General features: G+C 71.3%; 22 protein-coding genes. 7 read left to right on the top strand and 15 right to left on the bottom strand.

Features of this window, described 5'->3' with window-relative positions; translation table 11 throughout:
- Nucleotides 1-14 precede the first annotated feature (14 nt).
- Both EJC51_RS34170 and EJC51_RS34160 read right to left on the bottom strand, forming a co-directional pair.
- Nucleotides 15-218 (bottom strand): hypothetical protein, encoded by a 204-nt coding sequence (locus EJC51_RS34170; RefSeq protein WP_059198049.1) that lies wholly within the window; start codon nt 216-218, stop codon nt 15-17.
- Between the two features lie 383 nt (nt 219-601).
- A complete protein-coding gene (locus EJC51_RS34160; protein ID WP_059198050.1) occupies nt 602-883 on the bottom strand; it encodes an acylphosphatase in 282 nt (93 codons plus the stop codon).
- Nucleotides 884-1,056: 173 nt separating this feature from the next.
- Here EJC51_RS34160 and EJC51_RS34155 point away from each other — a divergent pair, with 173 nt between their 5' ends.
- On the top strand, nt 1,057-2,256 hold the full coding sequence (locus EJC51_RS34155; protein WP_126274577.1) for a CAP domain-containing protein: 1,200 nt from the start codon (nt 1,057-1,059) through the stop codon (nt 2,254-2,256).
- A gap of 105 nt (nt 2,257-2,361) precedes the next feature.
- Here EJC51_RS34155 and EJC51_RS34150 read toward each other — a convergent pair whose 3' ends face one another.
- Complete coding sequence (locus EJC51_RS34150) at nt 2,362-2,952, bottom strand: flavodoxin family protein (protein WP_126274576.1); 591 nt, start codon at nt 2,950-2,952, stop codon at nt 2,362-2,364.
- Nucleotides 2,953-3,060: 108 nt separating this feature from the next.
- On the opposite strand from EJC51_RS34150, the gene EJC51_RS34145 reads away from it, so the two are divergent.
- Nucleotides 3,061-3,468, top strand: coding sequence for a winged helix-turn-helix transcriptional regulator (locus tag EJC51_RS34145; RefSeq protein ID WP_126274575.1), 408 nt, complete (start codon nt 3,061-3,063; stop codon nt 3,466-3,468).
- Here EJC51_RS34145 and mutM read toward each other — a convergent pair.
- The 8 genes from mutM to recG all read right to left on the bottom strand — a co-directional run bounded on the left by mutM (nt 3,441) and on the right by recG (nt 10,630).
- Entirely contained in the window at nt 3,441-4,301 is an 861-nt protein-coding gene (gene mutM / locus EJC51_RS34140; RefSeq protein ID WP_059198054.1) for a bifunctional DNA-formamidopyrimidine glycosylase/DNA-(apurinic or apyrimidinic site) lyase, read from the bottom strand. The two genes, EJC51_RS34145 and mutM, sit on opposite strands and share 28 nt — an antisense overlap.
- Before the next feature lie 82 nt (nt 4,302-4,383).
- The gene (gene rnc / locus EJC51_RS34135) at nt 4,384-5,199 is read right to left on the bottom strand and encodes a ribonuclease III (protein ID WP_373559695.1); all 816 of its coding nucleotides are present in this window, start codon (nt 5,197-5,199) and stop codon (nt 4,384-4,386) included.
- Nucleotides 5,200-5,206: 7 nt separating this feature from the next.
- Nucleotides 5,207-5,380: a 50S ribosomal protein L32 gene (gene rpmF / locus EJC51_RS34130; protein WP_003951102.1), complete on the bottom strand. Its 174-nt coding sequence runs from the start codon at nt 5,378-5,380 to the stop codon at nt 5,207-5,209.
- Between the two features lie 2 nt (nt 5,381-5,382).
- Nucleotides 5,383-6,027 carry a YceD family protein gene (locus EJC51_RS34125; protein WP_097269411.1) on the bottom strand — a complete coding sequence of 215 codons (645 nt, stop codon included), beginning with the start codon at nt 6,025-6,027 and terminating at the stop codon, nt 5,383-5,385.
- Nucleotides 6,028-6,170: 143 nt separating this feature from the next.
- Nucleotides 6,171-7,229, bottom strand: coding sequence for a DivIVA domain-containing protein (locus EJC51_RS34120; RefSeq protein WP_126274574.1), 1,059 nt, complete (start codon nt 7,227-7,229; stop codon nt 6,171-6,173).
- A 57-nt stretch (nt 7,230-7,286) separates the two neighbouring features.
- Nucleotides 7,287-7,766, bottom strand: coding sequence for a pantetheine-phosphate adenylyltransferase (gene coaD / locus EJC51_RS34115; RefSeq protein ID WP_244362969.1), 480 nt, complete (start codon nt 7,764-7,766; stop codon nt 7,287-7,289).
- Between the two features lie 26 nt (nt 7,767-7,792).
- Complete coding sequence (gene rsmD / locus EJC51_RS34110) at nt 7,793-8,380, bottom strand: 16S rRNA (guanine(966)-N(2))-methyltransferase RsmD (protein WP_126274572.1); 588 nt, start codon at nt 8,378-8,380, stop codon at nt 7,793-7,795.
- Between the two features lie 39 nt (nt 8,381-8,419).
- The gene (gene recG, locus EJC51_RS34105; RefSeq protein ID WP_126274571.1) at nt 8,420-10,630 is read right to left on the bottom strand and encodes an ATP-dependent DNA helicase RecG; all 2,211 of its coding nucleotides are present in this window, start codon (nt 10,628-10,630) and stop codon (nt 8,420-8,422) included.
- 170 nt (nt 10,631-10,800) lie between these two features.
- On the opposite strand from recG, the gene EJC51_RS34100 reads away from it, so the two are divergent.
- Both EJC51_RS34100 and EJC51_RS34095 read left to right on the top strand, forming a co-directional pair.
- On the top strand, nt 10,801-12,624 hold the full coding sequence (locus EJC51_RS34100) for an HSP90 family protein (RefSeq protein WP_126274570.1): 1,824 nt from the start codon (nt 10,801-10,803) through the stop codon (nt 12,622-12,624).
- A complete protein-coding gene (locus EJC51_RS34095) occupies nt 12,624-15,572 on the top strand; it encodes a tetratricopeptide repeat protein (protein ID WP_126274569.1) in 2,949 nt (982 codons plus the stop codon). The genes EJC51_RS34100 and EJC51_RS34095 overlap by 1 nt, the downstream gene beginning before the upstream one ends.
- 29 nt (nt 15,573-15,601) lie before the next feature.
- Here the strand turns inward: EJC51_RS34095 and EJC51_RS34090 are convergent, their stop codons facing one another.
- A complete protein-coding gene (locus EJC51_RS34090) occupies nt 15,602-17,287 on the bottom strand; it encodes a DAK2 domain-containing protein (protein ID WP_126274568.1) in 1,686 nt (561 codons plus the stop codon).
- Between the two features lie 256 nt (nt 17,288-17,543).
- Between EJC51_RS34090 and rpmB the strand changes: the two genes are divergently transcribed.
- On the top strand, nt 17,544-17,729 hold the full coding sequence (gene rpmB / locus EJC51_RS34085) for a 50S ribosomal protein L28 (protein WP_003993230.1): 186 nt from the start codon (nt 17,544-17,546) through the stop codon (nt 17,727-17,729).
- An 87-nt stretch (nt 17,730-17,816) separates the two neighbouring features.
- Here rpmB and thiD read toward each other — a convergent pair whose 3' ends face one another.
- Together thiD and EJC51_RS34075 are read right to left on the bottom strand one after the other, a co-directional pair.
- The gene (gene thiD, locus EJC51_RS34080; RefSeq protein WP_126274567.1) at nt 17,817-18,602 is read right to left on the bottom strand and encodes a bifunctional hydroxymethylpyrimidine kinase/phosphomethylpyrimidine kinase; all 786 of its coding nucleotides are present in this window, start codon (nt 18,600-18,602) and stop codon (nt 17,817-17,819) included.
- Nucleotides 18,599-19,564 carry a thiamine-phosphate kinase gene (locus tag EJC51_RS34075; protein WP_126274566.1) on the bottom strand — a complete coding sequence of 322 codons (966 nt, stop codon included), beginning with the start codon at nt 19,562-19,564 and terminating at the stop codon, nt 18,599-18,601. Before EJC51_RS34075 ends, thiD begins: the two co-directional genes overlap by 4 nt.
- Before the next feature lie 206 nt (nt 19,565-19,770).
- Between EJC51_RS34075 and EJC51_RS34070 the strand changes: the two genes are divergently transcribed.
- The gene (locus EJC51_RS34070; protein WP_003993216.1) at nt 19,771-20,004 is read left to right on the top strand and encodes an Lrp/AsnC family transcriptional regulator; all 234 of its coding nucleotides are present in this window, start codon (nt 19,771-19,773) and stop codon (nt 20,002-20,004) included.
- Nucleotides 20,005-20,024: 20 nt separating this feature from the next.
- Nucleotides 20,025-20,519, top strand: a complete 495-nt coding sequence (locus EJC51_RS34065) for a DUF3515 domain-containing protein (protein ID WP_126274565.1) — start codon at nt 20,025-20,027, stop codon at nt 20,517-20,519.
- Nucleotides 20,520-20,531: 12 nt separating this feature from the next.
- Here the strand turns inward: EJC51_RS34065 and EJC51_RS34060 are convergent, their stop codons facing one another.
- Nucleotides 20,532-21,689 (bottom strand): D-alanine--D-alanine ligase family protein, encoded by a 1,158-nt coding sequence (locus EJC51_RS34060; RefSeq protein WP_126274564.1) that lies wholly within the window; start codon nt 21,687-21,689, stop codon nt 20,532-20,534.
- Nucleotides 21,690-21,709 lie beyond the last annotated feature (20 nt).

Below are 21,709 nucleotides of genomic sequence, written 5' to 3'. Positions count from 1 at the left end.
GTGCGATGCAGTGATCAGGTGAGCGCAGGCTCCGCCTGGTGTGCGTCGATGCTCTCCAGAAGCGAGTCCTGAGAAGCGGCAGCCGCGAGCGCGTCGTTCTCGGCCTGAATCCGTACGAGCTCGGATTCGAGGTCCTGTACGCGCTGCTGGAGCCGTCGCATCTCGGCAATGAGTCGCGGGTCGGAGCCGCCGACGTAACCGAGAAGCGCCTTTGCCATGATGGATGGTCCTCCACACTGAGTGACCGACCGAAGCGGTGTGGGTCGTGAGGGATTCGCACCCGCGATGCTTGACACTGTTGAGTTGCTGCTGCCGTTCAACCATGCCAAACAGCTAAGGTGCGCGGGGTGCATTTAGCGTCTCACCAAAAAGTTTGACGGTCAACACGATCACGCCCCGTATTGGCGGGCAACCCGGTGGCGCGCGGCCGGGAAACGGCGGCGCAGCGACTCCTGCGGGGCCCTCGGGGCGTAGCGATCATTCTTAAGTGCGGAGCCTCCCACGAGAACCCCTTCTTGGCAACCACCAGCGTCTTTCCGCTTCGGGCAGCTGCCGGTGGCATGTCCCTCCGCTTCCACCAGGGGTGGTTTACAGAACCGGCTCAACGGATGGCGAAGCCGTCGTAACCCCCACGGGGTGTGTCCCAGATCTCGGTGACACCGTCCACGCGGCCGGGCGTGTCGTCACCCAGAAGCCACGCGAGGAGCCCTTCGCATCGTTCGCGCGGGCCCTCGGCGACCACCTGGACCCGTCCGTCCCCCAAATTGAGAGCAAAACCACTCAGCCCACCGAGCTCCAGGGCCTTGGCCCGCGTGAACCAGCGGAAACCCACACCTTGGACGCGTCCCCGCACCCAGGCGACCAGTCGTACATCCTCGCTCATGGGTGCAACCTAACCAACCAATGTCTCTCTGGGCGCTCCCTCCCCTGGCGCCATGCGGTACCGTCCCCTGCCAATGAATCTCATACGAAACTCACTCGATCGTGTGGGTTTTGTGAGTTCGGTCCGACCGCCGGGGACGAGTCGGCCGCAAAGGACGAGGAAGGCCAGGACACATGGGACGCCACCGACGCTCCGCCGCCGGCCGCGCCGCCACGGGCCGCGCCACGGGGGTCACACAGACAGACGGCTCGTACACGGGCGGCTACGACCCGCAGCACTCGTACAGCATCGACCAGCAGGACGCGTACGACATCGATCAGCACGCGTACGGCATCGACCGGCAGTTCTCCTACGACTTCGAGGCCGACGCCCGGGGCCCGCACAGCGGCGAGTACCCCACGATCGGCATCGCGCCCTATCTGAACCCCGAGGCGCACACCCGCAGCGAGGCCTACCTCTACGCGACCGACGACGAGTACGCCCAGGCTACGGGGACCATGAGCACCGTCATGCTGCCGAGCGAGGGTTTCTCGCCGGCCGACGGGCCGCGGCGCGGGGGCTCGCGCCGGCGCCGTAAGAAGAAGGTCGTGACGCCGGTCAAGACCGGTCTGCTCGGGGTCTCCGCGGCGGTCGCCATCGGCACCGTCGCGGTCGCCACGGGTGTGGTGCCCGGCCTCGACAACTACAAGATCGGCGGCGGCAGCGGCGGCGACAAGGTGCAGGCCGCGGACACCCCGACCAACTCCGCGACCGAGCAGGGCGGCACCTCCGGCAGCGCCGACGCCGGCCGGGACGACGAGGCGGCCAGCCGCGGCGGCGACCGTACGGCCTCGCCGACACCGTCCGCCTCGGCCTCTGCCTCGACGGCGGCGCCGACCAGGACGCCGACCGAGGAGCCGACGAAGACGCCGAGCAAGGAGCCGGAGCCGAAGCCGACGAAGACGGCCTCCAAGGCGCCGCAGAACTCCACCGCGCCGGGCATCACCATCTCCGCGGAGGCGCAGGCCGAGGCCGAGGTGCTGAAGCTCGTGAACGAGGAGCGGGCGAAGGTGGGATGCAGCGCGGTCTCCGCGAACAGCGCGCTGGGCAAGCTCGCCGAGGACTTCAGCGACGCCATGGCCGACCAGGGCTTCTTCGACCACACCGACCCCAGCGGCAACACCCCCTGGGACCGGGCCGAGGCGGCCGGCATCAGCAACCTGGGCGGCGAGAACATAGCCCGGGGCCAGGCCGACGCCGCGGCGGTGATGGAGGCCTGGATGAACAGCGAGGGCCACAGGGCGAACATCCTGAACTGCGACTTCAAGACGCTGGGCGTCGGCGTCCACTTCGGGGCCGGCGGTCCCTGGTGGACCCAGGACTTCGGCTACTAGCCGCACAGCCGACGCGGCACAGACGACGCGGCACAGACGACGAGGGGCTCCCATCCGGTGACCGGGTGGGAGCCCCTTCGTATGTCCCGATGTCTGCGCGACTGTCTACGCGGCGAGGGCGGCGCGGCCGTGCGTGAACACCTTCGCCGTCTCGGCCAGCCGGCGCCCGAGGTGCTCGGCGGTCGCCACGTCGGCCTTGTGGACGGCGTCCGGGCCCTCGTCGACGTTGGTCTGCGCGGCGGCGCCCGCGAAGACGCCGAGGCGGTTGAGGTCGTGCTCGGAGCCCTCGCTGTTGTTCCAGCCCGGGTGCAGACCGAGGTTGATCCAGTGCATGCCGTGCTGTGCGGCGAGGATCTGGAAGAACTGCAGGGTGTGCAGCTTGTCGCCGCTCTTGGAGCCGGAGTTGGTGAAGCCGGCGGCCAGCTTGTCCTTCCAGTCCTGTCCGAACCAGCGCTTGGAGGTGGCCTCGGCGAAGACGTGGAAGGGGCCGGAGGCGGTGCCCATGTAGGTCGGGGAGCCGAAGACGATCGCGTCGGAGCGGTCGAGGACGGCCCACTCCTCGTCGGTGATCTCGGCGACGTTGATCAGATGCACCTCCGCCCCGGCCTCCTGCGCACCGGCGCGGACGGCCTCGGCGAGGACGGCGGTGTGGCCGAAGCCGGAGTGGTAGGCGATGGAAACGACGGGGCTGGTCACGATGGGTTCTCCTGGGATGCGCAGGTCACTGGCGATGAGAAAAGGAAAGCACTAACTTCTAGTTAGTGCAACCTACCGGTTAGCGCTGCGTTCGCGTACGCTTGAATCATGGACATCACGCAGGAGCGCACGCCGGAGCGGGACCAGGACCTGGCTTTCGACGTGTTCGCCAAGGCCTGCCCGTCGCGGGGCACGCTGGAGCACATCACCGGCCGCTGGGGCGCGCTCACGCTCGGCGCGCTGCACGAGGGCTCGCTGCGCTTCAACGAACTGCGCCGTCGCGTCGACGGCGTGAGCGAGAAGATGCTGTCCCAGACCCTGCACGCGCTGGAGCGCGACGGCCTGGTGCACCGCGAGGCCCAGCCGACCAACCCGCCCCGCGTGGACTACGAACTGACGCCGCTCGGCCACGAGATGGCCACGCGACTGCTCGGCCTCATCCACTTCCTGGAGGGCCGGATGGACGACGTGCTCGACGCACGCCGGCGCTACGACGAGACGCGCGGCGCCCTCTGACACTTCGGGCAGAAGTAGCTCGACCGGTTCATCCACGGCCGCCGGCGCATCGGCGTGCCGCACCGCTTGCAGGGCAGGCCCTCCCGGCCGTACGCGTCGAGCGAGCGGTCGAAGTAGCCGGACTCCCCGTTGACGTTGACGTACAGGCTGTCGAAGCTGGTGCCGCCGACCGCGAGGGCCGCGTTCATCACATCCCGCACGTGGCCCAGGAGTTCGGCCGTGCGCGGGCGGGTGAACCCGGCGGTCGGGCGCTCGTAGTGGATGCGGGCGCGCCACAGCGCCTCGTCCGCGTAGATGTTGCCGACGCCGCTGATCAACGACTGGTCCAGCAGGGCCCGTTTGATGGTGCTGCGCTTGCGGCGGAGGTTCTGGTGGAAGGCCTCGTCGTCGAAGAGCGGGTCCAGCGGGTCGCGGGCGATGTGCGCGATGACGTCGGGCAGACCGTCCTCGGTGTTGTCGTGCAACGACAGTCCGCCGAAGGTGCGTTGGTCGACGAAACGCAGCTCGGTGCCGAGGCCGTCCGCGAACCTCACCCGGATCCTGAGGTGCTTCTCGTCGGGTGACTCGTGCGGCTGGACCAGCAGTTGGCCGCTCATGCCGAGGTGGGCAAGGACCGACTGGTTGGTGTCCTCCAGGGGCAGCCACAGATACTTGCCGCGCCTGCTGGGCACGCCGATGCGATGGCCCTTGAGGCGGTGCGTGAAGTCGTCGGCACCGGCGATGTGACGGCGCACGGCACGCGGGTGCAGCACCTCGGCCTCGGCGACCGCACGGTGGGCGACCCACCGCTCCAGACCTCGGCGTACGACCTCTACCTCGGGCAACTCGGGCATCGCATCCCCCGTGACAAGCCGGTGTATGAGCCGAGCGCCCGCCCCGGGGCGGGACGGGCGCTCGGTGTACTGCTCTGTTCGGTCAGGCGGAGGCGGACGCCTCGTCGGCATCCGCGTCGGCCTCGACGGCCTTCGCGGCGGCCTCTGCGGCAGCCTTGGCGCGCTCGTCCGCCGCGGCCCGGATGGACCGCCAGGCGGACTCGGCGGCCTGCTGCTCCGCCTCCTTCTTGCTGCGGCCGGTGCCGGTGCCGTACGAGACGCCTCCGACGCGGGCGGCAGCAGTGAAGGTCTTCTCGTGATCGGGGCCGGTCTCCGAGACCTGGTACTCGGGGACACCGAGTCCTTCGGTCGCGGTGAGCTCCTGGAGACTGGTCTTCCAGTCCAGGCCGGCACCGAGGTTGGAGGACTTCTCGATCAGCGGGTCGAAGAGCCGGTGGACGAGTTCGCCCGCCGCGTCCAGACCCTGGTCGAGATAGACCGCGCCGATCACCGCTTCGAGGGTGTCGGCGAGGATGGACGCCTTGTCCCGGCCGCCCGTGCCCTCTTCACCGCGGCCGAGCCGGATGAAGGAGCCCAGGTCGAGCCCGCGGCCGACCTCCGCCAGCGCACGAGAGTTGACCACCGCGGCCCGCAACTTGGCCAGCTGGCCTTCGGGCAGGTCGGGGTGGGTGCGGTACAGCGTGTCCGTGACCACGAGGCCGAGGACGGAGTCCCCGAGGAACTCCAGGCGCTCGTTGGTCGGCAGACCGCCGTTCTCGTACGCGTAGGACCGGTGGGTCAGCGCACGCACCAGAAGGGCGGACTCGAGCTTGTACCCGAGCCGCCCTTCCAACAGCGTGTGGGACGAGGCCGTGTTCTCCGCAGAGTTCTTCTTCGGCGTGGACACAGTGCCTCTCACCAGCCGCTCAGACCTCGAGGACCTGGCGCTTGTTGTAGGTGCCGCAAGACGGGCACGCGATGTGCTGCTGCTTGGGCTCGTGGCAGCGCTCGCACGCAACCAGGGTGGGGACCGCAGCCTTCCACTGCGACCGGCGGTGGCGCGTGTTGCTGCGCGACATCTTCCGCTTCGGAACAGCCACGGCTACTTCTCCTGCTTCTCGTCGACGCCCGCTTCGGCGCCGCTCATCTCGTCCTTCTCGCCATCTTCGAGTGAACCGGCGAGTCCCTGCAGTGCCGCCCAACGGATGTCGACGGCGTCATGGTGGTGGTCCGGGTCGTCCGCCAGCCGGGCTCCGCACTCGGAGCACAGGCCGGGGCAGTCGTCCTGGCACACCGGCTGCATCGGCAGGGCAAGCACCACCGCGTCACGCAGCACTGGTTCGAGGTCGAACAGGCCGTCCTCGATGAAGAGCCTGTCCTCGTCTTCCTCGGCGTCGTCGGTCGGTTCCGCCTTGGGGCGGCCCCGATCGTCGGCGTCAGGGTACGAGAACATCTCCTGGAAGTCCGCTTCGAGCTCCAGCTCAAGCGGCTCCAGACACCTTACGCACTCCCCCTCGGCCTGTGCACGGGCGGTGCCTGTGACAAGCACCCCTTCCATGACCGACTCGAGCCGGAGTTCGAGCTCCACCGGGGCGCCTTCCGGCACTCCGACGACTCCCGCGATCCCCAGATCCTTGGGAGCGTCGATCTCACGGGTCAGGCGCTGCAACGCACCGGGCCGCCGCCCCAGCTCGTGCGTGTCGAACACGAGAGGCTTGCGGTGGTCGAGGTGTGCGTTGGGAGCCATTCCTGCTTTCGATCTTCGAGCTCAGAGGGACGCCGCCCTTCGGTGTTCCCGGGCAGCGTTGATCGCGGACGTACGCGCGACCGAAGAGCCAGGATACTGGACCTTTCGCTCACGGCCCAATCCGGTGGTCCCGCACTGCTTTCCTACTGGCCGCGACCCTGCTCGTAGGCCCTCAGCTGCTCCGGCGTGATCATGCCGGTGTCGAAGAGGCTGGTCTCGTCGAGGGCGTACGACTGCTGGGCGTGCTGCGCCTGCTGCTGGGCCTGCTGCGCCTGTCCGGCGTCGTAGGCGGCCTGCTGGGGGTCGTAGCCCTGGTACGCGTACGGGTCGGCCTGCTGGTAGCCGTAGGGGTCCTGCTGCTGGGCGTAGGCCGGCTGCTGCCCGTAGCCGCCGCCGTAGGTGTCCTGCTGCTGGTAGCCGTAGGCGGGCTGCTGGTCGTACTGCTGCTGTTGCGGTACGGCCGCCGCGGCCGCGGTGTCCTGTTCGGCCAGGGCCGCGAGGTCGGCGAGGTAGTCGGCGTCGCTGGAGTGCTGGACGGTGCTGTCGTCGTCGGCGAGGGCGCCGAGGTCGTCGGTGGCGATCCGGCCGTGCAGCTTGGCGCGGCCCTTGCCGACGGCCTCCAGGGTCTTGGCCAGGACCGCCTCGAAGGCGCCGAGCTTGGTGTCGACGTAGGCGTCGGCGTCGCGGCGCAGGGTCTCGGGGTCGTGGCTGCGCTCGGGGGCGTCCTCGTCCTCGTAGCCCTGCTCGTCCAGCCCCGGGCCGGTGCCGAGCAGCTTCTCGCGGCCGCGGCCGACCGAGCCGAGGGTCTTGGTGAGGACGACCTCGAAGTTGGCGAGCTTGGAGTCGACGTAGTCGTCGGCCTCGGCGCGGACCTCCTCGGCCTCCCTGCGGGCCTCGCTCAGGATGCGGTCCGCCTCGGCCTGGGAGCGGCGGGCGACCTCGGTGTCGGAGATCAGGGAGCCGCGCTCGGCGTGCGCGCCGGAGATGATCCGCTCGGCCTCCTGGCGGGCCTGCTCGACCATCGACTCGCGGTCGCCGATCAACTCCTGGGCCTGGGCGAGGGAGTCCGGCAGCGCGGCCCGGACCTCCTCCAGCATCGCGAGCAGTTCGGCGCGGTTGACCACGCACGAGGCCGACATGGGCATCGACCGGGCGCCGGAGACCGCGGCGACGATCTCGTCGAGCTTCTTCTGCACGTCCACCTGTGCTCGCCACTCTCTACAGCTGTGTTGGAGACGGACGGGACGACTGTAGCCCCATCAGTCCTTGCGCAGGCGCTCGTTGAGGGCCTCCAGCACCACCGGCGGCACCAGGTGGGCGATGTCGCCGCCCCAGGTGGCGACCTCCTTGACGAGCGAGGAGGACAGGAAGCTGTAGGTGGGGTTGGTGGGGACGAACAGGGTCTCCACGCCGGACAGCCCGTTGTTCATCTGGGCCATCTGGAGTTCGTAGTCGAAGTCGCTGACCGCGCGCAGGCCCTTGACGATCGCGGGGATGTCGCGCTGCTTGCAGTAGTCGACGAGGAGGCCGTGGAAGGACTCGACCTTCACGTTCCCGTACTCGGCGGTGACCTCGCGGATCAGTTCGATCCGCTCGTCGACCTCGAACAGGCCCTTCTTGGACTTGTTGATCATGACCGCGACGTAGACCTCGTCGTACAGACGGGAGGCGCGGGAAATGATGTCGAGATGTCCGTTGGTGATCGGGTCGAACGACCCGGGACAGACGGCGCGGCGCACTTGAGATCCCTCGCTCTCCGGTCCGGTCATCGTGCGTCTTCGCACGTAGAGGCGGCGCGACCGTACCAAAACGTTCCCTCGCCGTAACGACGGGACCGGAGTGCTTCAAAACCGTCCGGCCACCCGAATTCACCGCCTCTGGTGCTGCGCTCCACGGTGACGAGCGCCTCCGCCGCGAGCCAGCCCCCCGAGCGGAGTGTGAGGAGAATCTCCCGAAGATCGTGATCTGTGACTCGGTACGGCGGGTCGAGGAAGACGATGTCGTACGGCTCGGTCGGCGCCGGCTGCTGGATGATCTGCTCCGCTTTGCCCGCCCTGACCTCGGCGCCGGGGAGGCCGAGGCTCTTGACGTTCTCGCGGATGGTGCGGGCGGCGCGGGCGTCGGCCTCGACGAGGAGGGTGTGGCTCGCGCCGCGGGAGAGGGCTTCGAGGCCGACGGCGCCCGATCCGGCGTAGAGGTCGAGGACACGCTCGCCGTCCAAGGGGCCGCCCAGGAGGGACTGCCAGGTGGAGAGGAGACCCTCGCGCGCGCGGTCGGAGGTGGGGCGGGTTCCGTTGCCCGGCGGGACTGCCAGGCGGCGGCCGCCGGCGGCGCCGGCGATTACGCGGGTCATCTCTCGTCCTTGTTCGGGAGGGGCGGGGGGTCCAGTTTCTCAGCCCTTCTCCAAGTACTGCTCCCTCTCGTCGTCCAAGAGGGCGTCCAGAGCCGTGCGCAGGCCCGGGAGGTTCTTGAGCTCCGGGTCCGCCTCCACCACGGCCACCGCTTCCTCCCTCGCCTCCGCGATGACCTCCTCGTCCTCGATGACGGCGAGGACCTTCAGGGAGGTGCGGGCCCCCGACTGGGCCTGGCCGAGGACGTCGCCCTCGCGGCGCTGCTCCAGGTCGATGCGGGAGAGCTCGAAGCCGTCCAGCGTCGACGCCACCGCGTTCAGCCGCTGGCGGGCGGCGCTGGCCTCCGGCATCTCCGTGACCAGGAGACAGAGGCCCGCCGCGGAGCCTCGGCCCACCCGGCCGCGGAGCTGGTGGAGCTGGGAGACGCCGAAGCGGTCGGCGTCCATGATCACCATGGCGGTGGCGTTGGGGACGTTGACGCCGACCTCGATGACCGTGGTGGCGACCAGGACATGGGTCTCGCCGGCGGCGAAGCGGCGCATGACCGCGTCCTTGTCGTCGGGATGCATACGGCCGTGCAGCACCTCGACCCGCAGGCCCTTCAGCGGGCCCTTGGTGAGCTGGTCGGCGACCTCCAGGACGGCCAGCGGCGGGCGCTTCTCGGCCTCGTCCTCGGCGGACTTGCGGGCCTTCTTCGCGTCAGCGGGTTCGTCGATTGCGTCCCCGATGCGGGGGCAGACCACGTACCCCTGATGGCCGTTCTCCACCTCCTCGCGCACCCGTTCCCAGGCGCGGGCCAGGAAGTGGGGCTTGTCGGCGGCCGGGACGACATGGCTGGCGATCGGGGAGCGGCCGGCCGGGAGCTGGTCGAGGACCGAGGTCTCCAGGTCGCCGAAGACCGTCATCGCGACCGTGCGAGGGATGGGCGTGGCCGTCATCACGAGGAGGTGCGGGGGCTGTTTGCCCTTGCCGCGCAGGGCGTCGCGCTGCTCGACGCCGAAGCGGTGCTGTTCGTCGACGACGACCAGGCCGAGGTCGTGGAACTGGACCTTGTCCTCGATCAGCGCGTGCGTGCCGATGACGATGCCGGCCTCGCCGGTGACGAGGTCGAGCAGTGCCTGTTTCCGCGCGGCCGTTCCCATGGAGCCGGTCAGCAGCACTACCTTGGTGGCGTGCTCGGCCCCGCCCAGCATCCCGCCCTCGGCCAGCTCGCCCATCATCTCGACGACCGAGCGGTGGTGCTGCTGGGCGAGGACCTCGGTGGGCGCGAGCATGGCGGCCTGACCGCCCGCGTCGACGGTGGCGAGCATGGCGCGCAGGGCCACCATCGTCTTGCCCGAACCGACCTCTCCTTGCAGGAGCCGGTGCATCGGATGCTCGGTGGCCAGGTCGTCGAAGATCTCCTTGGAGACCTTCTGCTGGCCCTCCGTGAGGGTGAAGGGGAGGCGGTCGTCGAAGGCCGACAGGAGGCCGTCCGGCTTGGGGCGGCGGGCCACCGCCGGGAGCTGGGCGTCGGCGTGGCGGCGGCGGGCCAGGGCGACCTGGAGGACGAAGGCCTCGTCCCATTTGAGGCGGGTGCGGGCGTCGTCGATGTCGGCCTTGGTGTGCGGGCGGTGGATCTTGAGGAGGGCTTCGGGGAGGGAGACCAGGCCGCGGCCTTCCCGGAGGGAGTCCGGGAGGGGGTCGACCGCCTCCTGGGCGCTGGGCAGGACCGTCTGGATGGCCTTGCCGATCTTCCAGGACTCCAGCTTGGCCGTGGCGGGGTAGAGCGGGATGAGGGCGCCGGCCCAGGTCTCGACGGTTTCTTCCGAGTCACCGCGCAGCAACTCGTACGCCGGATGCGCCAGTTGGAGCCGGCGGTTGAAGACGGAGACCTTGCCCGCGAACAACGCGCGGGTGCCCGGCAGGAGCTCCTTGTGAGGCTTGTGGACGCCGTTGCCGAAGAAGACGAGTTGGAGGCGGCCGTTGCCGTCCGTGATGGTCACTTCGAGGCGCTGGCCCTTGCCTCGCGGGGCCTTGGCGGAGGCGAAGGTGTGCAGGCGGGCGTCGGCGACCATCGCCACCACGGTGACGTGCTCGTCCATGGGGAGGTCGGCCAGGTGCGTGAGCTGGCCCCGCTCCTCGTATCTGCGCGGGTAGTGGTGCAGGAGGTCGCCGACGGTGTGCAGGCCGAGGTGCTCGGCCATCACCTTCGCGGTGGGTGGGCCGAGCACCTTTTTCAGTGGTTCTTCGAGTGCGGGCACGAGATCCATTGCACACCACCGCACTGACAATGCCGTATACGTCTTGCGAAACACCTGGTCAGGCGGGCTGTTCCGGCTTTAGGATGGCGCGCCTCCGGCCATCCCTTCCGCGGTCACCGCCCCACCGGGACCGCCCGACCCCGCGCCGTAGACCGTCCCCCGCCCACGGCGCCGTTGCGATGGACTCCCAGACCTCACCGTCATCCCAGGCTTCTCCGTCCCACACGTTCCAGGTCGACCTGCGTGGTCTGGTGGACCTGCTCTCCCATCACCTCTACTCCAGTCCGAAGGTCTACCTGCGCGAGTTGCTGCAGAACGCCGTGGACGCCGTCACCGCCCGGCGGGCCGAACAGCCGGGCGCCCCGGCGAAGGTGCGGCTGTACACGGCGGGCGGCACCCTGCGGGTCGAGGACTCCGGCGTGGGTCTCACCGAGACGGACGTGCACGAACTGCTGGCCACCATCGGCCGCAGCTCGAAGCGGGCCGACGGGATCCAGGAGGCGCGGTCCGAGTTCCTCGGGCAGTTCGGCATCGGGCTGCTCGCCTGTTTCGTGGTGGCCGAGCGGATCCGGGTGGTCAGCCGCAGCGCCCGTACGCCGGACGCGGCGCCGGTGGAGTGGACGGCGAGCGAGGACGGTTCGTACACCGTGCGGACGCTGGCGCCGGAGGCCCGGCCCGAGCCCGGCACCACCGTGCACCTGACGGCCCGGGCGGGGGCCGGGGAGTGGCTGGCCCCGGAGCGGGTGCTGGCGCTGGCGCGGGACTTCGGCGCGCTGCTGCCGTACGACGTACGGGTGGACGGCGAGGCGGTCACCGACCTGCCGGCGCCCTGGGACCGGTCCTACCCCTCCCCCGCGGGCCGAAGGGTGGCCCTGGCGCGGCACTGCCATGACCTGTTCGGGTTCACTCCGCTGGACTCGATCGAGCTGAACGTGCCGCTCGCGGGCGTCCGCGGGGTGGCGTACGTCCTGCCGTCGGCGGTGAGTCCGGCGCAGCGGGCGACGCATCGCGTCCACCTCAAGGGGATGCTGCTGACCGAGCGGGCCGAACAGCTGCTGCCGGACTGGGCGTTCTTCGTGCGGTGCGTGCTCGACACGGACAGTCTGCGGCCCACCGCGTCGCGGGAGGCGCTGTACGAGGACGAGACGCTGGCCGCCGTACGGGAGGCGCTCGGGGAAAGGATTCGGTCCTGGCTGACGGGGCTCGCGGCGGGCGATCCGGAACGGCTGGCGGCGTTCTTGTCGGTGCACCACCTGGGCGTGAAGTCGCTGGCGCGGCACGACGCGGAGATGCTGCGCACGATGCTGCCGTGGCTGCCCTTCGAGACGACCGACGGGCACCTGTCCCTGGAGGAGTTCGCGCGGCGGCACCCGGTCGTGCACTTCACCCGGACCGTCGAGGAGTTCCGGCAGGTCGCGCCGATCGCGTCCGCGCAGGGCATCGGGGTGGTCAACGGCGGTTACACGTACGACAGCGACCTGGTCCAGGCGCTGCCGTCGGTGCGGCCGGGGACGGTGGTGGCGGAGCTGGACGCGGACACCGTGACCGCGCATCTGGACGCCGTCGACCCGGCGGAGGAGCTGGCGCTGGCCGACTTCCTGGCCGCCGCCCGGGCCACGCTCGACCCGCTGGGCTGTGACGTCGTCCTGCGCGCCTTCCACCCGCTCACCGTGCCCGCCCTGCACCTGGACGACCGCGCCGCCCGCCACGAGCAGGCCCGCGCCGACGCCGAGGCGCAGGCGGACGACCTGTGGGCGGGCATCCTGGGCTCGCTGCGCGGCACCGCCCCCCGCGCGCGGCTGGTGCTCAACCACCTCAACCCGCTGATCCGGCGGATCAGTTCGCTGCGCGGGCCGGAACTGATCGGCACCGCCACGGAGTCCCTGTACGGGCAGGCGCTGCTGATGGCACAGCGGCCGCTCAGGCCCGCGGACTCGGCGCTGCTGAACCGGGCCTTCATCGGACTGCTGGAGTGGGCGACGAACGGCGAGGAGGGGCACTGATGGGGGAGATCGCGGACTTCGACGCACTGCGCCGGGCGATGGCGGAGAACGGCGAGCAGCCGGAGGGCCCCGCCCGCAACGCGCGCGCGGAGCAGCTGCTGGCCGAGGCCGAGAAGCTGAACATCCCGCTCGCCGTGATCGAGGCGCTCGGACACCAGCTGAAGGTCTACAACTACAGCTCCGAGAAGGACAAGATGTTCGTCCCCTTCGCGCGCCTGCTGCGCATGTGGGACGAGCGGCCCGAGGACTTCGACGAGTACGAGACCCACTCGCTGCACTGGGTCTTCAAGTGGATGTCGTCCGGGATGCTCGACCAGCCGCACATCCCGCTCGCCTCGATAGAGAAGTGGCTCGGCGAGATGGAGCACCGCTACCGGCTCGCCGGGCACTCCGAACGGGCGGTGCGCAGCGTCGAGTTCACCGTGGCCGCGCATGTCGGGGACACCGCGCGCGCGGAGCGGGCGTTCACCGCGTGGCTGGCCGCCGACCGGGACGCCATGGCCGACTGCCACGCGTGCGAGCTGAACGGGCAGGGCTGGTGGCGGGCGGAGCAGGGCCGGGACGCGGAGGCGCTGCGGCTGTGGGCGCCGGTCCTGGAGGGCGAGTTCACCTGCGCGCACGAGCCGCACACGGTCCTCGCCTCCTCCCTGGTCCCGCTGCTGCGGCTGCGCCGTCTGGACGAGGCGCGGGCCAACCATCTGCGGGGCTTCCGGCTGGTGCGGGCCATGGAGAGCATGCGCTCCGCGTACGCCGACCATGTGGAGTTCTGCGCGCTGACCGGCAACGAGGCCCGCGGTCTGGAGCTGCTCGCGGAGCGCCCGGCGTACTTCACGGACACCGGGCATCCGCGCGGCAAGCTGGAGTTCCTGAGCGTGGTGACGCTGCTCATGGACCGGCTGACCGGCCTCGGTCTGGGCGGCCGCCAGGTGCCGGGACCGGCCGGCCGGACGTGGACGGCCCGCGAACTCGCGGCACACGCGCGTGCGGAGGCCCTGGACCTGGCCGCCCAGTTCGACCGGCGCAACGGCACGACGCACGTCAGCGACCGGGCACGCGCGCGTATGGCACAGGAACCGCTGGTCGAGCGGCTGCCGTTGGGCGTGCGCGCCGCCCGCCAGGCCACCGCCCCGGCCGCGCCGCCCCCGCCCCCCGCACCGGAGACCGACCTCACCGCCCTGATCGCCGAGGCGCGCCGCCTCTCCGACGGCCTCCAGCCGAACGCCGTGGAGGCGTGGGCGGCGGTCGCGCGGGCCGCGGAGGGCGTCGAGCTCGACCCGCGCGACCAGGCGGAGATCGTCGACCACCGGGCGATGGACCTGGGCCCCGCGGGCCTCGACCTGTTCGAGCACGCCGCCGAGCTCTACGCGGCGGCGGGCGATCCGGGAGAGGCGCTCGCGGCACGCACGCGTGGGGCGTTCATGCGGGCCCTCGCCGGTGACGTGGAGGGCGCCCTGGCCGCGGTCGCGGGGCCGTACGACGAGGCCCTCGCCCTGTACTCCGAGGACGGCACCGGCGTACGGCAGACGGCGTCGGTGCTGATGGGGCGGGCGCGGATCCTGCTGCGGCGGGTGCAGGCGGCCGAGGAGGAGGGCGCCGTGCCGGAGTCGGTGCTGGCCGAGGCCGAGGCCGCCGTCCGGGAGGTGCTCGCGCTCGTCGACGGGCGGGCCGGCGAGGACGTACGGCTCGGCTCGCGGGACGCCGAGGCGCGGGCCATGCTCGCCGAGCTGGCGGCGTACGCCGGGGACCTGCCGAGGGCCGCCGGGCTGTTCGCGCGGGCCGCGGAGGGGTTCGTGGCGGCGGGGCTGCCGTGGTTCGCGGTGGAGTACCAGGCCAGGCTGGCCGGGCTCGCCCACCATCTCGGCGACATCGGGCAGGCCGAGTGGGCGCTGCGGGCGGCGCTGACGCACGGCGAACCGTATCTGGAGGCCACCGGACGGGCCCAGCTGCACCTCCAGCTCGCCGAGGTGCTCGGCGGCACGGGACAGCCCGAGGAGGCCGCCGAGCAGGCCCTGGAGGCGGCGCACTGGGCCGACGAGGCCGGTGCCGGACCCACGCTCGGCGCCTGGGCACGGCATCTGCTCGGCGGGTTCCTGCTGCGGCAGGGCCGGTGGGCCGAGGCGGCGGCGGTGCTGGAGTCGGCGCTGCCCGACCTGAGCGTCGACACGCACGGCGACGCCGCGGTCGTCCAGGCGCAGTGGTGGCTCGGCGACTGTCTGAGCGAGCTCGGCGAACACCGTGAGGCCGCCGAGCACCGCCTCCGGGCCGCCGAGCTGGCCCGGGAGTGGCCCGAACAGCAGGACCACGCGACGCTGGCCCACCTCGCCGGCGAGTCCCTCGGCCAGGCGGGGCTGCCCGACGAGGCCGACCGGGCGTACACGCGCGCGGGCGAGCTGTGGCGCGAGGTCGGTGACGTGCACGGCCTGGTCCGCTCGCTGCGCGCCCGCGCGTGGCTGGCGCTGCGCGCGGAGGGCGGGCAGGACGAGGCCCGGGAGCTGATGGCGGAGGCGGTGCGGGAGTGCGGGGAGGCGCTGGGCGCGGACTCCGTGGCCGACGAGGCCCGCCAGCGGCTCGTCGCCGAACTCGGGCACACCCATCGGCAGTACGGCGACCTGCTCGCCCGTTCGGCCGCCGAGGACGCGGAGGACGAGACGATCCAGGCCGCCCTGGAGGACGCCCTCGCCCAGATGACGGAGGCCATCGTGGTGTTCGCGTCCCTCGGTGACGACGCCCTGCACAGCCGCACCGGCGCCGAGCTCGCCGCGGGCTGGCTGGAGGCCGACCTCAGCCGCCCGGACCGCGCGGCGGCACGCGCGCGTGCGGTGCTGGCGGCGTACGAGGACTACGAGCCGTACGAGGCCCGGGGGGCGTACGACGAAGGCGAGGACGACGAGACGGCACAGGCGCGCTGCGCGGAGGCCCAGCAGATGCTCCAGGTGCTGGACGACTAGGGCGTCCCGCAGCAACCGCCGGCGACCCGCTACTCGACCCCGATGAGGAGCAGCGCCCCCTGGCGTCCGCCCCGGTACACCACCGTGTCGACGGCGAGGTACGCCTCACGCACGCGTGCTTCGAGGTGGTCGGCGATGGAGTCGGGGGCGTCGTCGCCGAGGACGAGGGTCACGAGCTCGCCGCCCGCCGACAGCATGCGGTCCAGGACGGTCTCGGCGGCGGAGGTGACGTCGGAGCCGATCACCGCCACGTCGCCTTCGATGAGGCCGAGGACGTCGCCCGCCTCACAGATGCCGGCCAGGGTCCAGGACTGGCGTTCGGCGACGGCGACCTCGGCGTAGCGGGTGGCGCCGGCGGCCGAGGTCATCGAGACGACGTCCTCGTCGAAGCGGCGTCCGGGTTCGTGCACGGCGAGCGCGGCGATGCCCTGGACCGCGGAGCGGGTCGGGATCAGGGCGACCCGGATGCCCTCGGTGCGGGCCTGCTCGGCCGCGGCGGCCGCGGTGTGGCGCAGGTCGGCGTCGTTGGGCAGCAGCACGACCTCGCGCGCGTGGGCCCGTCGTACGGCCTCGACGATCTCTCCGCTCGCGGGCGGCTCCCCGGGGCGCGCGAGCACGGTGGTGGCGCCGGCCTCCGTGTAGAGCCCGGCCAGCCCCTCGCCCGGCACGACGGCGACGACCGCCCGCTGCACCCGCTCCCGGGGCGGCCGCTCACCCCCGCGCGTGTGGACGTCACCGAGCCCGAAGTGGGTGATCCGGATCCGGTACGGCCGCCCCGCCTCGACGCCCGCCTCCACGGCCGCGCCCGCGTCGTCGACATGCACATGGACGTTCCACAGCCCGTCGCCCCCGACGACGACGAGCGAGTCCCCCAGGGCGTCGAGGCGGGTCCTCAACCGGGCCACGGCCGCGTCCTCCGCCTCCAGGAGGTAGATCACCTCGAAGGCGGGTCCGCCGGCTTCCGCGGGCGCGTCCGCGCACTCGTCCGCGGCCGCCATGGCCGCAGGGTCGGAAACGCCGTCCACGCGCGCGTGCGCGGCGGAAGCGGCCGCCACCACTCGGGGCGCCTCCCCGGTGAACGTCTCCACCAGCGCCCCGAGCACCGCCACCAGCCCCCGGCCGCCCGCGTCGACCACCCCGGCCCGCTCCAGGACCGCCAGCTGCCCCGGGGTCACCGCGAGCGCCGCCCGGGCCCCTTCGTAGGCGGCCCGCGCGACCGCCCCGCAGTCGCCCTCGCTCCCCTCGGCGGCGTCGGCCGCGGCCGAGGCGACGGACAGGACCGTGCCCTCCACCGGGTGGGCCACGGCCTCGCGCGCCGAGTCGGCCGCGCGCCGCAGGGCGAGGCGGAGACCGGTCCCGTCGGTGTGAGACGCCTCACTGTCGTCGGCGAGGACCTGGGCCATGCCGCGCAACAGCTGGGCGAGGATCGTCCCGGAGTTCCCGCGGGCGCCTATGAGGGCGCCGTGCGCCATCGCGCGGGCCGCGTCGGCCAGCGAGGGCCTACCGCTCTCGTCGTAGGCGGTGAAGACGGCCTCGACGGCCGCCGCGGCGGACTCCGCGGTCAGATACAGGTTGGTGCCGGTGTCGCCGTCGGCCACCGGATAGACATTGATCGCGTCGATCTCCTCGCGCGCCCGCCCGAGCGCCTCCAGCGCGAGACCGCACCAGGTGCGCACCGCGAGAGCATCGAAGAATGTCTGCGGCACCTGCGCCACCTGCGCCTCCTTGGACTGCTGGACGTGGACGCAGCGTAGACCCCGGGGAGGTGTTCACCGGAAGAGGGCCGGGAGCAGGGCCCTGAGCAGCCATGGTAGTTTCGTTCTACTGGCGCAGTCGTTGTATGCTGCTCCGGTTGCCCGATCCGATCGGGCCATTCCCCTGGCAGCGCCACTCAGATCTCTGATCCTACGATCTCGATCCCGGCTTGCCGGGAGCCAACCGTAAGTGCATCTGAAGTCTTTGGAGTGACCCGTGGCTGCCAACTGCGACGTCTGCGGCAAGGGGCCGGGCTTCGGCAACAACATCTCGCACTCGCACCGCCGTACGTCCCGTCGCTGGAACCCGAACATCCAGCGCGTCCGTACTGTGGTCGGCGGGACGCCGAAGCGCGTGAACGCTTGCACCTCGTGCATCAAGGCCGGCAAGGTCTCGCGCTGACGCACAGCTAAGCGCGCGGCCACTGCTGGTTCGCTGCACTGAGCCGGTCCACCGAGAGGTGGGCCGGCTTTTTGCCGTGCCCGCGCACTACCGAAAGCGCCATCCATGATCGACGGGGCCGATCCCGCTCCCCAGCGCGAACCCGCCCTTGATCGCCGCGGTGACGTACGCCTTCGCCTCCGCGACCGCCTCGGGCACGGACCGCCCCTTCGCCAGCCCCGACGCGATCGCCGAAGCCAGCGTGCAGCCGGTCCCGTGCGTGTGCCGGTTGTCGTGCCGCGGCGCCCGCAGCCAGTGCTCCTCGGCCCCGTCGGTCAGCAGATCGACGGCGTCCCCGGCCAGGTGACCGCCCTTGATGAGCACCCACTTCGGGCCGTACGACAGCACGGCCTCGGCGGCCCGCCGCAGGTCCCCCTCGGACTCGACATGCACCCCGGCCAGCTGGGCCACCTCGTCGAGGTTCGGGGTCGCCACGGTCGCCGCCGGGAGCAGTCGGGTGCGCACCGACTCCAGCGCGGAGGCGGCCAGCAGCGAGTCGCCGTGCTTCGACACCCCGACCGGGTCGACGACCGCCGGGGCGTCGGTCCCGGCGAGCAACTCGGCCACCGCCTCGACGAGTTCGGCCGAGGCCAGCATCCCGGTCTTCACGGCCTGTACGCCGATGTCGTCGACGACGCTGCGGTACTGGGCCCGCACGACCTCCACGGGCAGCGGCCAAGCCCCTTGCACACCCAGGGAGTTCTGCGCGGTGACGGCGGTGACGACGCTCATGCCGTGCACGCCGAGCGCGAGCATCGTCTTCAAGTCGGCCTGGATTCCGGCTCCTCCTCCGGAGTCGGAGCCCGCGACCGTCAGCACGCAGGGGGGCTTCACGACTCGATGTCCCCGAAGTGGTCCCAGCCGCCCTTGCTCGTCCACGGCGCCCCGTCGACCGTCACCTGGGGCAGCGCCGAGGGGTTGAGGACCTCGCCGATGACCTTCCAGCGGGCGGGCAGCTTCACGTCCGGCGGGAAGGTCGCGACGATCGCGTGGTCCTCTCCCCCGGTCAGCACCCACTGCATGGGGTCGACGCCGACCGCCTGCCCGATGTCGTTCATCTGGGACGGGATGTCGATCGCGCCGGAGCGGATGTCGATGCGGACCTTGCTGGCCTCGGCGATGTGGCCGAGGTCGGCGATCAGCCCGTCGCTCACGTCGCACATGGCGGTCGCGCCCAGGCCCGCCGCCGCCGGTCCCGCGTGATACGGCGGCTCGGGGCGCCGGTGCGCCTCCACGAAGGCCCGCGGCGAGCGGAAACCGCGCGACAGCACCGCGTACCCGGCCGCGGACCAGCCCAGCCAGCCGGTCACGGCGACGAGGTCACCGGGCTGCGCGCCGGCCCGCGTGACGGGCTCCTGGTTGCGCAGATCGCCGAGCGCGGTGATGGACACCATGATCGTGTCCCCTCGTACGACATCTCCGCCGACCACCGAGGCGCCCGCGACCTGGCACTCGTCGCGCAGCCCGTCCATGAGCTCGGACGGCCAGGTCACCGGGAGTTCGGCCGGGACGACCAGGCCGAGCAGGAGGGCCGTCGGCACGGCGCCCATGGCGGCGATGTCCGCGAGGTTCTGGGCGGCGGCCTTGCGGCCCACGTCGTAGGCCGTGGACCAGTCCCGGCGGAAGTGCCGCCCCTCCAGGAGGATGTCGGTGCTGGCCACGACCCTGCGGTCGGGAGCGGCCACCACCGCGGCGTCGTCGCCGGGGCCGACCCGGACCGCCGGGGTGGTGGTGAGACGGGAGGTGAGCTCCCTGATGAGCCCGAACTCCCCGAGCTCACCAACAGTGCCCTTCATTGCCCTTTCGCCCCTTCTGTCCCTTGCCGTGCCCGGTCGCGCGTGACCAGTGTCCTCGATACGGTCGAAGTGACCGTCAACTTCTGCCATGTCCGCACCCCGGCACGGGCGTCCGCGCCCCCGCAGGTCTCCCCGCGGCGAGCGGCGACGCGATACCGTGGCGTTCCTTTTCCCCACATGATCCTCGTGGCCGCCCTGGAGGTTCCGTGGTACAGGCGTACATCCTGATCCAGACGGAGGTCGGCAAAGCGTCGACCGTCGCCGAGACGATCAGCAAGATTCCTGGAGTGCTCCAGGCCGAGGACGTGACAGGACCTTATGACGTGATCGTGCGAGCCCAGGCGGACACCGTCGACGACCTCGGCCGGATGGTGGTCGCCAAGGTCCAGCAAGTGGACGGCATCACCCGTACCCTGACCTGCCCGGTCGTCCATCTGTAGCCCCCGTCTACCCTTGGCCGGTGAACTCTTTCCGTCACCGGCTCATCGGCCTGCCCGCGCTCGCCCTGCTGATCATCACCACAGGTTGCTCATCAGCAGACGACAGCGACTCGGTGACGGTTCCCAGCCCCACGGCCGAAGTCGCGAAGCTGTGCCGAAACCTGGACAGTGTCCTGCCGGACAAGGTCGACGGTCTCGACCGGCACGATCCCGAGCCCGCGTCCGCGCTGACGGCGGGCTGGGGAAGCCCGGCGATCATACTGCGCTGCGGTGTCACCCGGCCGCCGAAGATGGTCGACCCCAAGGTGGCCACCGGGAGCGACCCGGACGCGATCGCGGGTGAGGTGAACGGCGTGGAGTGGCTCATGGAGAAGCAGGACGACGGATCGACCCGCTTCACCACGGCCAATCGCAAGGTGTACGTCGAGGTGACGGTCCCGAAGGACCGCGACACCGCGGGGATGCTGACCGACATGGCCGCGTCGATCAAGAAGGCGATCCCCTACGGGAAGTGACCGCCGTGGCTCCTAGCGGAGCCCGGTGGAGCGCCGCAGGGCCGCCTGGATCAGCCGGTCCACCAGCTCCGGGTAGCCGATCCCGGTCGCCTGCCACATCTGCGGGTACATCGAGATCGGCGTGAAGCCCGGCATCGTGTTGATCTCGTTGATGACGAACTCGCCGTCCTCGGTGAGGAAGAAGTCCGCGCGGACCAGCCCCTCGCAGGAGGCCGCGTCGAAGGCGTCCACCGCGAGCCGCTGCACCTCGGCGGTCTCCTCCGGCGTCAGCGGCGCCGGCACGAGGCCCGGGGTGGAGTCGATGTACTTGGCCTCGAAGTCGTAGTACGCGTGCGCGTCCGGCGGCGGGATCTCCGCGGGCACCGAGGCACGCGGGCCGTCCTCGAACTCCAGGACGCCGCACTCGATCTCCCGGCCGCGCAGCGCCGCCTCGACGAGGATCTTCGGGTCGTGCCGCTGGGCCTCGGCGATCGCCTCGTCGAGCCCGGACAGGTCGTCGACCTTGGTGATGCCGATCGACGAACCCGCGCGCGCGGGCTTCACGAACAGCGGCCAGCCGTGCTCGCCGGCGAAGTCGACGATCTTCCTGCGGGCGGCCGACTCGTCCTGCTCCCACTCGCGGGGCCGGATCACCACGTACGGACCGACGTTGAGCCCGAAGGAGGTGAACACCCGCTTCATGTACTCCTTGTCCTGACCGACGGCCGAGGCGAGCACGCCCGAGCCGACGTACGGGACACCGGAGAGCTCCAGCAGACCCTGGAGGGTGCCGTCCTCGCCGTAGGGGCCGTGCAGGACGGGGAAGACGACGTCGACCTCACCGAGGGCCTTGGGCACCGATCCCGGTTCGCTGTACACGACTTCACGGTTCGCGGGGTCGACGGGGAGCACCACGCCGCCCTCATGCGACTCGGCCAGCTCGTCGACGTTGGGCGTACGGCGCTCGGTGATCGCCATGCGGTCCGGTTCGTCGGCGGTGAGCGCCCAACGGCCGTCCTGGGTGATGCCGATCGGCAGGACGTCGTACTTGGTCCGGTCGATGGCCTTCAGGACGGCGCCGGCGGTGACCACGGAGATCCCGTGTTCGGAGCTGCGCCCGCCGAACACGACGGCCACGCGCGGCTTGCGAGGCGGCTGCTCAGGGCTCTGGGGGAGGTTCTCGGTGCTCATATCGCGTTGAGAGTACCCGT

This window comes from Streptomyces aquilus (assembly GCF_003955715.1).
In the GTDB taxonomy this organism is placed as follows: domain Bacteria; phylum Actinomycetota; class Actinomycetes; order Streptomycetales; family Streptomycetaceae; genus Streptomyces; species Streptomyces aquilus.
The sequence above is the reverse complement of the archived record's forward strand: the minus strand, read 5'-3'. Positions and strand labels throughout refer to the sequence as shown.